This is a genomic window from Rhodococcus rhodochrous, from assembly GCF_900187265.1.
GTDB lineage: Bacteria > Actinomycetota > Actinomycetes > Mycobacteriales > Mycobacteriaceae > Rhodococcus > Rhodococcus rhodochrous.
This window is the reverse complement of the sequence record NZ_LT906450.1, coordinates 1,978,374-1,991,898: the sequence shown is the minus strand read 5'-3', so window position 1 is coordinate 1,991,898 and position 13,525 is coordinate 1,978,374. Positions and strand designations below refer to the sequence as shown.

The window sequence follows — 13,525 nt, the reverse complement described above, 5'->3', positions numbered from 1 at the left end:
AGTTCATGAACGCAGTTGCCTCCCTGAAGGGCTACGACCTCGGTAGCCGTGTCGTGTCGTACGACGAGTCCGATGCGATCCTCTACGCACTGTGCGTCGGGGCGCAGCCCGGTCAGTTGCCGCTGGTCTACGAACGGGACCTGCACGTGCTGCCGACCTTCGGGCTGGGTCTCGGTCTGTGGGCGGTCGAGGAGGCCGGGGAGCTCGGTGCCTACGACCGCTTGAAGTCGCTCCATGCCGCGCAGCAGTTGACGGTCCACGCACCGTTCCCCCGCTCGGGCAAGATCGAGATGCGCGCCCACGTCACCGATGTCTGGGACAAGGGATCCGCTGCGACCGTCGACATCGCTGTCGAGTGCGAGCAGTTCACCGCGACCTACGCGATCCACCTGCCCGGCTCGGGTGGTTGGGGCGGGGAACGTGCCCCCTCCACGCCTCGGGTCGATCTCGAGGACGCCCCGTTCCGGGCGGACACATACATCGCGGCGAATCTTCCTGCCCTGTACCGCCTGACCGGTGATCTACACCCCGTTCATATCGACCCGGAGGTCTCCTCGGGGTACGGTTTCGAGCGCCCCATCCTGCACGGCCTGTGCACGCTGGGTATCGCCGCCCGCACGGTCGCCGAGGCCGCCGGAGCCCAGCCGTGGGAACTCCGCGAACTCCGCGCCCGCTTCGCAGCCCCCGTCCTGCCCGACGCCACGCTCACCGTCCGCGCGCAGGCGTCCGGCACCGAGGTCGACTTCGACGCCCGGATCGATACGACGGGTGTGCTCTCCGGCGGTCACGCGAGCTTCTGATCGCGTACTGCCAGATGTCCGGTTCTACCCCCAAGGAAATCCTCCGCCCCACAAGCAGTTCCCGCCGAAAGGGACTCCGATGACCGCACACGCCGCTTCCAGCTTCGGAACCAAGCAACAAAAACGAGCGTTTCTCGCCAGCCTCGTGGGCACCACCGTCGAATGGTTCGACTTCTTCATCTACGCGACCGCCGCGACGCTCGTCTTCTCGACGATCTTCTTCCCCGAACTGGGGTCGAACGTCGGCATCCTCGCGTCCTTCGCGACCCTCGGTGTCGCCTTCCTGGCCCGTCCGGTCGGCGCGTTCGTCTTCGGTCATCTCGGGGACCGCCTCGGGCGCCGCACGACGCTGATCACCACGCTGACCGTGATGGGAGCCGCCACCGGCCTCATCGGTCTGCTCCCCACTTGGGATCAGGTCGGTATCTGGGCACCGATCATGCTCACCGCCCTCCGCTTCCTGCAGGGCGTCGCAGTCGGCGGCGAGTGGGGCGGCGCCGTCCTCATGAGTGTCGAGAACGCGCCGAAGACCCGCGAACGCTTCTACGGCTCCGCACCCCAGATCGCGAGTCCGCTCGCGCTCGTGCTCGCCACGGTCGTCATGTACTTCGTGGCCCGCATGCCCAACGACCAGCTGATGTCGTGGGGATGGCGGATCCCGTTCCTCGCCGGCTTCGTCCTCGTCCTGATCGGTCTCGTCATCCGGCTCGGCGTCGAGGAATCGAGTGAATTCACCGAGGTGAAGGAGACGGGCACCGTCACGAAGAACCCGATCGCCACCGTCCTGCGCACGATGCCGAGCCGCGTGCTCGCCGGTATCGGCCTGCAGGCCAGCGTGATCGTGCTGTTCTACCTGATCACCACATACATGCTCACGATGGCGACCAACATTCACGGGTTCACCAAGAGCGACACCCTGATGATCCTGCTCATCGCTGCGACGATCGACCTCTTCGCGATGGTCGGCGTCGGCATCCTCTGCGACCGGTTGTCCGCCTGGACGGTCTTCGTGGGCGGGGTGGTCTTCACCGGCGCCTTCGCATTCCCACTGTTCGCCCTGTTCAACACCGGCAACATGGGGCTGATGATCGTCGCGTTCTCCGCGGCCCTCGTGCTCGGTCACGCCACGACCTACGCGGTGGTCTCGAGCATGACGGCCAACCTGTTCCCGACCGAGGTCCGCTACAGCGGCGTCGCCCTGTGCAGCGCGTTCTCCGGTGTCGCGTGGGCGGCTCCGACCCCGCTCGTCGCCGCCGCTCTCGTGCCGACCGACGGCTCGCAGCACTGGTGGCCGCTCGCCGCGATCCTCGTCGGCACCGCTGTCGTCTCGTTCGTCGCCGCGGCCTCCATGCGGAGCCATTTCACCACCGGGGCGGCGAGCGACGATCGTGACGACCAGTCCCGCGACCTGCGGGTCCGCGTCGGCGACCCCGCCTGAGCACCACCCATCCGAACGACCAGGAGATTCTCATGACTGTGATGCTCAGCGAGGAGCAGCGCGAGTTCGGGGCGGCAGTCCGCGAATTCTGCCGCCGCGAGGTGGGCACGCGTGAACAGCGCGACAAGCTCACCGACTGCGGTCGCGAAGGGCACAGCCTCGAACTGAACCGGCGGATCGCCGAACTCGGATGGGCCGCCATCAACGTCCCCGAGGAGTACGGCGGGGCCGGCGGCAACCATGTCGACCTGTGTGTCCTGCTCGAGGAACTTCACCGCGGTCTCGCCCCGGTCCCGTGGCACGGCACGACCCTGATCACCGCCGGGATCTACACCAAGTTCGCGAGCGAGGAACTCAAGCGATCGGTGCTCGGCCGGCTCGCCGAGGGTGCCGCGCTGGCGATCGCGATGTCCGAACCGGAAGCCGGTTCCGACGTCGCGGCGCTGACCTGCCGCGCCGAGCACACTGCGGACGGCTGGATGATCAACGGTCAGAAGACGTGGATCACCAACGCCCATCAGGCGGACAGCATCCTCCTGGTCGCCCGTACCGAGCGTGGCGAGAAGAAGCACCACGGGCTCACCATGTTCCACGTGCCGGCCGACACGCCGGGACTGACGATCAAGGGCATCGACACACTCAACGGAACCGAGGTCAACGACCTCTACTTCGCCGACTGCGTGCTGCCCGCCGACTCGGTGGTCGGTGAGGTCGGGCAGGGCTGGGCCCAGCTCATGCCCGGCCTGGCCACCGAGCGGCTGATCCTCGCCGCGCAGATGCTCGGCACCGCCGAACGCGCCTTCGACGACGTGCTGGCGTTCGTCTCCGAGCGCACCCAGTTCGGCAACCGGGTCGGCTCGTACCAGGCGATCAAGCACCGCATCGCCGATCTCGCGACGGAGATCGAGTGCACCCGCCTGCTGGTCTACAGCGTCGCGCACCGCGCGGATGCCGGCGACGACCCACAGGGGTTGGCTCGCGCGTCGTCGATGGCGAAGCTCAAGGCAACCGAGGTCGCGAAGAACACTGCCCTCGAGGGCATGCAGATGATGGGTGGCTACGGCTACTCCACAGAGTTCGACATGGCCCAGCACGTACGTGCAGCACTGGGCGCCACCATCTACGGCGGCACCAACGAGATCCAGCGGGACATCATCGGGAACTCGTTCGGGCTTCGGTAGAACACCCTCTCCACCACACTGCAGCGGCGGGACGGTCCTTAGACCGTCCCGCCGCTGTTTTCCGTTCGCATGCAGGCTGTTTCCGGCGAACCGTCACGGCAATCTCACCCTCGCGTAACACTCCTGTCATGGGTACAGTGTTTCCTTCTATTCGACACCGATTCATAAAGTGAAACCCCCGGTCGAATCCGACCAGTCGAATCCGAGGAGCCCCTATGACGCTGGAAGCCACCGACACGTCCGTGCTGCGCCTCCCGTCCGCGAACGGCCGGTCCCCCGAGATCTCCGGATCCCCTTCCCTGACCGAGCTCGCCCATGCCGCCGGCACCCGCTACATCCTCGCCGTCTTCACCACCCTGTCCGGAAAACCCTGCGCCAAACTCGTTCCCGTCGAATCCGTCGGTGAGCTCGGGACCGAGGGAGTCGGGTTCGCCGGCTACGCCGCCGGGTCGATGGGCCAGGTCCCGAAGGATCCCGACCTCGTCGCCATCCCCGATGCCGCGTCGTTCACGCCCATCCCGTTCGTGCGCGAAGGCCTCGCTCTCGTCCACTGCGACCCGCACGTCGAAGGCAAGCCCTGGCCGTACGCACCGCGTGTGATCCTCAAGTCCGTGCTGGCACAGGCCGCCGAACTCGGCCTCGAGGTCAACGTGGGCGCCGAGATCGAGTACTTCCTCGTCAACAAGGACGAGAACGGAACGCTGCGCACGGCCGACGCCCTCGACACCTCCCGTCAGCCCTGTTACGACGCCCGCGACGTCACCCGCATGTACGAGCACCTGACGTCGATCTCGTCGGCGATGAACACCCTCGGATGGGGCAACTACGCCAACGACCACGAGGACGGCAACGGTCAGTTCGAGCAGAACTTCAAGTACGCCGACGCCCTGACCACCGCCGACCGGGTCGTGACCCTGCGCTACCTCATCTCCGTGCTCGCCGAGCAGCGTGGCATGACCGCGACCTTCATGCCCAAGCCGTTCGCCGACCGCACGGGCTCGGGCATGCACATGCACCTGTCGCTGTGGAGCGACGGTGCCTCGGCGTTCCCCGACGCATCGGACCCGCGCGGCCTGGGCCTGTCGAAGACCGCCTACTCGTTCATCGCCGGCATCCTCGAGCACGCCTGTGCTCTGCAGGGCGTCATCGCGCCGACGGTCAACTCCTACAAGCGCACCGGCGCGACCAGCACGTCCTCCGGCGCCACCTGGTCGCCGCGCTACGCGACCTACGGCGGCAACGACCGCACCCACTACCTGCGGGTCCCCGATTCCAACCGCGTCGAACTGCGCGGCGGCGACGGTTCCGCGAACCCCTATCTCGCTACCGCCGCGACCGTCGGTGCAGGCCTCGACGGCATCGAGCGCAATCTCGACCCCGGCGCTCCCGGTACGGGCGGTTCCACGGAGACCCTGCCGATGACGCTGTTGCACGCGATGGACGCCCTCCAGGCCGATCCTGTCGTCTCCGGCGCCCTCGACGCAGCGGGTGCGAGTGTCGCCGACTACTTCGCCTCCCTCAAGCGCGAGGAGTTCTTCCACTGGCACAACACCGTGACGCCGTGGGAGATCGACAGCTACCTGACCGCCTTCTGAGAAATCTTCGCCTACTTCCCCACCCCATCGAACAGGAGAGACGACCATGTGCGGAATCGTCGGACTTCATCTGCGGGACACCTCGCTCGAACCCCGGCTGGGCAGCCTGCTCACCGGAATGCTCGGGCAGATGGTGGACCGCGGACCGGATTCGGCGGGCGTCGCCGTCTACGGCAACCCGGTCTTCTCCCCCGCCGGGGAGTCGTCGGTCTCGGTACTCGACGCACCCTCGGACCTCGCTACGATCGTCGGCGACGCACTGGGCGTGACCATCGGGTCGCTCGACCTCGCACCCACCACCGTGCTGCACGCCCCCGTCCCCGCGACCCTGCTCGCCGACACCGTCCGCACACTGGCACCCACGGCGACCGTCATCGGTTTCGGTGACGATGTCACGGTCCTCAAGGGCACCGGTGACCCGCGCGTCCTCGCCGAGGACTTCGGCCTGCCGGCCGCATCCGGATGGCAGGGTGTGGGCCACACCCGCATGGCCACCGAATCCGCCGTCACCGCAGCCGGATCACATCCCTTCGCCGTCGGCCCGGACCAGTGTCTCGTCCACAACGGCTCGTTCTCCAATCACCTGTCGATCAAGCGCGAACTCGAGGACGAGGGCGTGGTGTTCGACAGCGAGAACGACACCGAGGTCGGCGCACGCTTCGTGGCCAAGCACCTGGCGGAGGGCGCAGATCTCGAGAAGGCGTTGCGCCTTCTCGGCGAACGCTTCGACGGTTTCTACACCCTGCTGGTGTCCACCTCCGATTCCTTCGCCGTGGTCCGCGATCCGATCGCCTGCAAGCCCGCGATCGTCGCCGAGTGCGACGCCTACGTCGCCATGGCCTCGGAATTCCGCGCCCTGGCAGGACTTCCCGGCATCGCCGACGCCCGCATCTTCGAACCCGAACCGGACCGGGTCTACGTGTGGCGACGCTGACCGGCCACGCGAATCCCGAACCCGCCGTCCCGATCTCATCCCCGGAGGCAATCATGACCACCGACACCCTGCTCCAGACCGCCACCTACGACCTGGCGACGACCACCACCCGCGAACTCAATGCGGCACTACACGCGACGGAGGCCCCGGCCTCGGTCGAGGTGGCGAACCCGCAGGGCGCCCACGCACTCGCCTGCGGCCTGAACCGGCCGATCGACGTCCGCATCGACGGCCACGTCGGTTACTACGCCGCCGGGATGAACCAGCACGCCCACGTGACCATCGACGGCAACGCCGGCGTCGGTGTCGCCGAGAACATGATGTCGGGCAGCGTGCGCGTCACCGGCGACGCCTCGCAGTCCGCAGGCGCCACCGCCCACGGCGGGCTGCTGGTGATCGAAGGCAACGCCGCCGCACGCTGCGGCATCTCGATGAAGGGCATCGACATCGTCGTCGGCGGCGACATCGGGCACATGAGCGCCTTCATGGGCCAGGCCGGCCGACTCGTCGTCCTTGGCGATGCCGGCGAGGCCCTGGGCGATTCGCTGTACGAGGTGCGGATCTACGTGCGAGGCACCGTCGCCTCACTCGGTGCGGACTGCGTCAAGAAGGAGATGCGCCCCGAGCACATCGCCGAACTGCAGGAACTGCTCGACGCGGGCGGTTTCGACGCCGACCCGGCCGAGTTCACCCGCTACGGCTCGGCCCGGCAGCTCTACCACTTCCACGTCGACAACGCTTCGGCCTACTGAGAGCCCCCGACGTCCTTCCGCCCGCTCGACCCCCGAGGAGACTTCCATGACCTTCCAGCCCGGACTGCGTGAGTCGGCCACCTTCGACCGCAACGTCATCCACGAGATCCAGCGTGCCGCCGCGACCGGCATCTACGACATCCGCGGCTGGGGTGCCAAGCGCAAGGTTCCCCACTTCGACGACCTACTCTTCCTCGGCGCGTCCATGTCGCGTTACCCGCTCGAGGGCTACCGCGAGAAGTGCGAGACCGACGTCGTCCTCGGCGACCGCAACGCGACGTACCCGCTGCACCTCGACATCCCGGTCACGATCGCCGGAATGAGCTTCGGTGCGCTGTCCGGTCGCGCGAAGGAGGCCCTCGGACGTGGCGCCAGCGAGGTCGGCACGTCCACCACCACCGGTGACGGTGGCATGACCCCGGAGGAACGCGGGCAGTCCAAGCACCTCGTCTACCAGTACCTCCCGTCGCGCTACGGCATGAACCCCGACGACCTGCGCAAGGCCGACGCCATCGAGGTCGTGCTCGGCCAGGGCGCCAAACCCGGTGGCGGCGGCATGCTCCTCGGGCAGAAGATCACCGAGCGGGTCGCGGGGATGCGCACCCTGCCGGTGGGCATCGACCAGCGCAGCGCCTGCCGGCACCCCGACTGGACCGGGCCCGACGACCTCGCCATCAAGATCCTCGAACTGCGCGAGATCACCGGCTGGGAGAAGCCGATCTACGTCAAGGTCGGCGCGACCCGCACCTACTACGACGTCAAGCTCGCCGTGAAGTCCGGCGCCGACGTCGTAGTGGTCGACGGGATGCAGGGTGGCACCGCAGCCACCCAGGACGTCTTCATCGAGCACGTCGGCATCCCCACCCTCGCCGCGCTCCCCCAGGCCGTGCAGGCCCTGCAGGAGATGGGTGTGCACCGCACCCCCGGCGGCGTGCAGCTGATCGTCTCGGGCGGCATCCGCTCGGGCGCCGACGTCGCCAAGGCGATGGCCCTCGGCGCCGACGCCGTCGCCATCGGCACGGCCGCGCTGATCGCCCTCGGCGACAACGATCCGAAGTACCAGGCGGAGTACGAGAAGCTGGGCTCCGCGGCCGGATTCTACGACGACTTCCAGGACGGCAAGGACCCCGCCGGCATCACCACGCAGGATCCCGACCTGCAGGCGCGTTTCGATCCGATCGAGGGTGGCCGTCGCCTCGCGAACTACCTGCGCGTGCTCACCATGGAAGCCCAGACCATCGCCCGGGCGTGCGGCAAGTCGCACCTGCGCAATCTCGAACCGCAGGACCTCGTCGCCGTCACGATGGAAGCCGCCGCGATGGCACGGGTGCCCCTGGCCGGAACCGACTGGATCCCCGGCCGCAGCACCTTCTGACCGTGGCAACAGGCCTGCCACCGTACTTCCCGAGAGGACACAACACATGACCGCCTTCGACACGCTCTGGGCATCGATCCTGGAGGTCGGTAAACATCCGATGACCGGGGGCTATCGCCGATTCGCCTGGAGCGATGCCGATCTCACTCTCCGCGAGTGGTTCCGCGGCTGCGCCGCCGAGCGCGGCATGGACGTCGAAGAGGACCGTAACGGCAACCTGTGGGCCTGGTGGCTTCCCGAAGGGTGGACGGGCGATCCGACCGGCGCGTTCGTCACCGGTTCGCACCTGGACTCGGTGCCCGACGGCGGTGCGTTCGACGGCCCCTTGGGCGTGGTCTCCGCCTTCTCCGCCGTGGACCTGGTAAGGGAACGCGGCATCGTCCCGACCGTGCCGATCGCGATCACCGCGTTCTCCGACGAGGAGGGTGCCCGCTTCGGTGTGGCGTGCGTGGGAAGTCAGCTCACCACCGGGGCGCTGACTCCCCAGCGCGCGCTCGGCCTGCGTGATCGTGACGGAATCACGTTGGCCGAGGCCATGACCCGTGCCGGTCGCGTACCCGAACACATCGGTGCCGATCCCACACTCGTCGACAGGGTCGGGGTATACGTCGAACTTCACGTCGAACAGGGCCGGGCACTCGACCTCGTCGACGCGCCGGTCGCGGTCGCGTCGTCGATCTGGCCGCACGGACGATGGCAGTTCACCTTCACCGGTGAGGCCAACCACGCCGGCGCTACGCGCCTGGTGGACCGGCGCGATCCGATGCTCGCCTACGCCTCGTCGGTGCACAGCGCCCGCTCGTGTGCCGCGGCGGCCGGCGCGGTCGCCACCTTCGGCAAGCTCGAGGTGTTGCCCAACGGGGCCAACGCGATTCCCTCCGAGATCAAGGCCTGGCTCGACGCTCGCGCCGCGGACGAGGAGACCCTGACGACGCTGGTCGCCGAGATCGAGGCCGAGGCCCGCAAGCACTGCCTGCCGGACGAGATCGGATTCGACGTCTTCGCCGAATCGATCACCCCGATCGTCGAGTTCCCGGCCGGGCCGCGCGAACGGTTGCGCCGCGCGCTGTCGCATCTCGGGGACATCCCGGTGCTCCCCACCCAGGCGGGGCACGACGCCGGCATCCTCTCGGAAAAAGTGCCCACCGCAATGTTGTTCGTGCGCAACCCCACCGGCGTCTCGCATTCACCGCACGAGTTCGCCGAGGCCGACGACTGCAATATCGGAGCGCAGGCGCTGGCCGACATCATGGCCGACTGGACGACGGGCAGTTAGGTGGCCGTGCAGGTGATCCGCTCGGACGACCGACGGCGGACGCTCTGGCGCAACGGCGCCGGGACCACGGAGGAGGTCGCGACCGGACCTCGCGGCCCCGCCGGACGCCCGCTGTGGCGGATCAGCGTGGCCGATCTGGGATCCGATCCCAGCGAGTTCTCGGCCTTCCCCGGCAGGGACCGCATCTTCACCGTCGTCGGTGAGCACGGTGTCGACCTCCACTCGGGCCACGGACTTCGTTCGCTGGATCCGTGGCATCCGCACCCGTTCGCCGGTGAGGACGCACCCCGCTGCATCCCCCGAGGCGCGACCCGCGCATTCAATGTCATGACCGCGCGTGGGGCTGCCACCGCGGCCGTCGGGTATCTCACGCTCGACACGGCCTTCGACACCGCCGCAGACGGAATCACCGCCTTCTACGTGCGATCGGGGTCTCTGCAGGCGGGCATAAAACGAGCCGCACCCGGGGACTGCGTCCTGATCCTCGGCGAGGCGATCACGCTACGAGTCTCGTCGGCCACCGGACTGCTGGTCCGCATCGAACCGACTTCCTCCCTCTGACATCGACTCCCCCACCGACCTCCCCGATTCGGAGGCCGACCGAACAAAGGATCCTCAGGTGACGGACACGACCAAGTTTCTGATCGTCGGCGGCGGCCTCGAAGGCCTGGCCATCGCCTACTCCCTCGCCGACCGCGGCGAGACCGACGTCCTCGTCCTCGAGCGCGACACCCTCTGCTCCGGCATGACCGGCAAGTCCAGCGGTGTCGTGCGCTGTCACTACGGCACCCCGTCGTTGGCTGCGATGTCCTGGTACGGCGTCGACATCTTCACCAAGGCGACCGAGATCTTCGGCGACGACATGGCGTTCCGCCAGTGCGGTTACGTCGTCGGTGTGGCGGAGAACAACGTCAAGCCGCTCGAAGCGAACATCGAGATGATGCAGGGCCTGGGTATCGCCACCGAACTCATTACCCACGACAAGATGGCCGAACTGTGGCCGGGCCTGCACCTCGACGACTTCGCCCTGTTCGCCTACGAACCGCTCGGCGGTCGCGGCGAGGCCTACATGGCGGGCATGGCGTTCGGAGCGACAGCCCGCCGGATGGGCGTGAAGATCCGGCAGAGCACCCCGGTGGTGTCGCTGCTGCAGAACGCCGCCGGCCGCGTCTACGGCGTCACCCTCGCCGACGGCTCCGAAGTGCACGCCGAGCAGGTCATCGTCGCGGCGGGACCCTGGACGCCGGCACTCGTCGCCGGGGTCGGCGTCGACATCGACGTCCGGGCGCAGCGCGCGCAGTTGGTTCTCGTCGACCAGGGCGTCCCGACCCCGGAGGTGCCGGTGCTGTCCGATCTGGCGGGTCTGCAGTACATCTGCCGTGAGCCGAACGGTGAACTCCTGGTGGGCAATTCCGATCACCAGACGCCGCAGTACATCGATCCCGACAAGTACGTCAACCGCGCCGACGACTCGACGATCGAGAAGAACATCACGAAGCTCGGCAACCGCCTTCCCGACATGCCGGACCCGCGGATCACCAGTTCTTACGTCGGTGCCTACGACGTCACCGAGGACTACAACCCCGTCATCGGTCCGGCACCGGTCGAGGGTCTGTTCCTGGCGACGGGATTCTCCGGGCACGGATTCAAGATCTCCCCCGCCGTGGGCAAGCTGGTCGCCGACCTGCTGATCGACGGGAAGACCGACCTTCCGAACGTGAACCCGGACGACTTCCGTTTCTCCCGCTTCGAGGAGGGTGATCTGCTCCTGAGCCTCAACCCCTACGAAGGCGCCGGCGAGATGCGCTGATCCCCACCCGCTCAGCACTCGTGCCCTCCACGGACCCGGCCGGATCCCTGTCGTCCGGATCCGTGGAGGGCGCCGCCGTGTCCGCATTGCGGCGTTCACCACCGGTGGACACACGCTACGCTGACGATATGGCCAGCCCAGATCGTCCCGTCCTGTACGACGATTCCGGACGCGAAGTCCCGCGCGGCACCCCGACGGGTGTGGATCTCGAGCGCGCGATCGCCCACCAGGTACGGTCGTTGCGTTTGGCCAGCGGCCTGTCCGTCGGCGACATGGCTGCCAAGGTGGGGATCTCCAAGGCGATGCTCTCGAAGATCGAGAACGCCCAGACCTCGTGCAGCCTGTCGACGCTCGCCCGGCTCGCCGCCGGCCTCGACGTCCCCGTCACCTCGCTCTTCCGGGGCGCGGACGCGCACCGCGACGCGGTGTTCACCAAGAACGGGCACGGCGCCGAGATCGTCGGTCGTGGTACGCGGGTGGGCCATCACTACGAACTGCTCGGTGCGCTGCGCGGCCAGCACAAGAGACTCGAACCGGTGCTGGTGACCCTCACCGACGCGAGCGACGTCTTCCCGCTCTTCCAGCATCCCGGCACGGAGCTGCTGTACATGCTCGAGGGCGAGATGCTCTACGGCCACGGCGATTCCGAGTACCACCTGCAGCCGGGCGACGCACTGCTCCTCGACGGCGAGGGGTTGCACGGACCGAACGAGCTGCTGAAGCTGCCCATCCGGTTCCTCGCCGTCACGGCGTATCCCGACAACCACCAGCCGTGAACGACCGGAAACCGTGAACACAACGGAGCCCTCACCTCGCGTGCGGTGAGGGCTCCTGCCGTTCGATCAACGAAGCCCGTCGATCAGGACTTGGGCACGATCACGTCGCGATCCTCGGCGAACACCTCGGGGCGCAGCGTCGACGGACCGGTCGGTGAGAACGAATCCATCACGTAGGCCGTCTCCCCGTGGACCGGGACGTCGATGCCTCGCATCTCCGTCTCGGTGTCGACCCGGATGCCCATGATCTTGTCGAGCGCCTTCGCGATCAGGAAGGTCACCGCGAACGAGTAGGCGAAGACCGCGGCCATCGCGACGACCTGGCGTCCGAGGAAGTCGATCCCACCACCGAAGAACAGACCGTCGACACCGGCCGGCGCGGCGGCCGTCGCGACGAAGGCGATGAGGGTGGTGCCCACGACGCCGCCCATGAGGTGGATGGCGACGACGTCGAGCGAGTCGTCGTAGCCCATGCGGAACTTCCAGCTCACGGCGAAGCAGCCGACGGCACCGGAGACCACGCCGATCAGCAGGGCGCCGAGCGGGGACACGAGGCTCGCTGCGGGCGTGATGCCCACGAGTGCGGCGATCACGCCCGAGATGGCACCGAGCGTCGTCGCGTGCTTCTCCTTGATGCGTTCGACTATCAGCCAGCCGAGCAGGCCGGCCATCGCAGCGACGAGCGTGTTGAGGACGACGACACCGGCCATGTGGTTGGCGCCGCCCGCCGAACCGCCGTTGAAGCCGAACCAGCCGAACAGCAGGATTCCGCCACCGAGCACGACGAGGGGCAGGTTGTGGGGACGGGCCACGTGCGGGAATCCACGGCGGCGACCGAGTGCGATGGCGAGTGCCAGCGCCGCGACACCCGAGTTCATGTGCACGGCGGTGCCGCCGGCGAAGTCGTGGGCGGCGAGCGTGTTGGCGATCCATCCGCCCTTCGTGCCCGCCTCCTCGTCGTCGAAGGCGAAGACCCAGTGCGCGACCGGGAAGTAGACGAGGACGACCCAGATGCCCGAGAACACCAGCCACGCCGAGAACTTCATCCGGTCCGCGACACCACCGGCGATGATCGCCACTGTGATGCCCGCGAAGAGGAGGTGGAAGGCCGCGGTCAGTGCGGCGGGCATCCCTCCGTCCGGGTCCTCCTCGAGCAGCGACCCCAGACCGATGTCGGTGAAGGGATCGCCGATGAGGCCGAGGCCCCCGACGCTGTCACCGAGCACGGCGGCCGGACCGAACAGCACCCACAGGACGGCCGTGACGGCGAATCCGCCGAAGACCATCATGATCATGTTGAGCGCGCTCTTGACTCCGAGCATGCCGCTGTAGAACAGCGCCAGGCCCGGAACCATCAGTACGACTGCTGTGAACGCCGCCAAAACCCAGGCGGTATCGGCGGCCGCGAGTGCCTGTTCCATATAAGTCCACCCTGTTCGATCCCGGGGGTCACGACCCCTACGTCAGTCGGTGACCCGCATTCATCACCGTCCCCTGAGAGTGGACCCACTCTGTAATGTCCCTGCGAGGCGCGGGTGAACTTCGTGTAACGCCACCGCAGTTCACCGGACAGGGATGCCGTTGCGTC

12 protein-coding genes are annotated in these 13,525 nt (G+C 67.7%); 11 read left to right on the top strand and 1 reads right to left on the bottom strand.

Features of this window, described 5'->3' with window-relative positions; translation table 11 throughout:
- Nucleotides 1–5 precede the first annotated feature (5 nt).
- The 11 genes from CKW34_RS09080 to CKW34_RS09030 all read left to right on the top strand — a co-directional run bounded on the left by CKW34_RS09080 (nt 6) and on the right by CKW34_RS09030 (nt 11,937).
- Complete coding sequence (locus CKW34_RS09080; protein ID WP_059383885.1) at nt 6–800, top strand: MaoC/PaaZ C-terminal domain-containing protein; 795 nt, start codon at nt 6–8, stop codon at nt 798–800.
- A 79-nt stretch (nt 801–879) separates the two neighbouring features.
- Nucleotides 880–2,238, top strand: a complete 1,359-nt coding sequence (locus tag CKW34_RS09075) for an MFS transporter (protein ID WP_080968373.1) — start codon at nt 880–882, stop codon at nt 2,236–2,238.
- A gap of 32 nt (nt 2,239–2,270) precedes the next feature.
- On the top strand, nt 2,271–3,419 hold the full coding sequence (locus tag CKW34_RS09070) for an acyl-CoA dehydrogenase family protein (protein ID WP_059383886.1): 1,149 nt from the start codon (nt 2,271–2,273) through the stop codon (nt 3,417–3,419).
- A gap of 215 nt (nt 3,420–3,634) precedes the next feature.
- On the top strand, nt 3,635–5,014 hold the full coding sequence (glnT, locus tag CKW34_RS09065; RefSeq protein ID WP_059383887.1) for a type III glutamate--ammonia ligase: 1,380 nt from the start codon (nt 3,635–3,637) through the stop codon (nt 5,012–5,014).
- A gap of 46 nt (nt 5,015–5,060) precedes the next feature.
- Nucleotides 5,061–5,948, top strand: coding sequence for a class II glutamine amidotransferase domain-containing protein (locus CKW34_RS09060; protein WP_059383888.1), 888 nt, complete (start codon nt 5,061–5,063; stop codon nt 5,946–5,948).
- Between the two features lie 53 nt (nt 5,949–6,001).
- Nucleotides 6,002–6,700: a GltB/FmdC/FwdC-like GXGXG domain-containing protein gene (locus CKW34_RS09055; protein ID WP_059383986.1), complete on the top strand. Its 699-nt coding sequence runs from the start codon at nt 6,002–6,004 to the stop codon at nt 6,698–6,700.
- A gap of 46 nt (nt 6,701–6,746) precedes the next feature.
- On the top strand, nt 6,747–8,075 hold the full coding sequence (locus CKW34_RS09050) for an FMN-binding glutamate synthase family protein (protein WP_059383889.1): 1,329 nt from the start codon (nt 6,747–6,749) through the stop codon (nt 8,073–8,075).
- A gap of 46 nt (nt 8,076–8,121) precedes the next feature.
- Nucleotides 8,122–9,351, top strand: coding sequence for an allantoate amidohydrolase (locus tag CKW34_RS09045; RefSeq protein WP_059383890.1), 1,230 nt, complete (start codon nt 8,122–8,124; stop codon nt 9,349–9,351).
- Entirely contained in the window at nt 9,352–9,912 is a 561-nt protein-coding gene (locus CKW34_RS09040; RefSeq protein WP_059383891.1) for a HutD/Ves family protein, read from the top strand. It abuts the gene before it with no gap.
- 58 nt (nt 9,913–9,970) lie between these two features.
- Nucleotides 9,971–11,161 carry an NAD(P)/FAD-dependent oxidoreductase gene (locus CKW34_RS09035; RefSeq protein WP_059383892.1) on the top strand — a complete coding sequence of 397 codons (1,191 nt, stop codon included), beginning with the start codon at nt 9,971–9,973 and terminating at the stop codon, nt 11,159–11,161.
- Between the two features lie 128 nt (nt 11,162–11,289).
- Entirely contained in the window at nt 11,290–11,937 is a 648-nt protein-coding gene (locus CKW34_RS09030) for a helix-turn-helix domain-containing protein (protein WP_059383893.1), read from the top strand.
- An 83-nt stretch (nt 11,938–12,020) separates the two neighbouring features.
- On the opposite strand, the gene CKW34_RS09025 is transcribed toward CKW34_RS09030, so the two are convergent.
- Nucleotides 12,021–13,358, bottom strand: a complete 1,338-nt coding sequence (locus tag CKW34_RS09025) for an ammonium transporter (RefSeq protein ID WP_059383894.1) — start codon at nt 13,356–13,358, stop codon at nt 12,021–12,023.
- Nucleotides 13,359–13,525 lie beyond the last annotated feature (167 nt).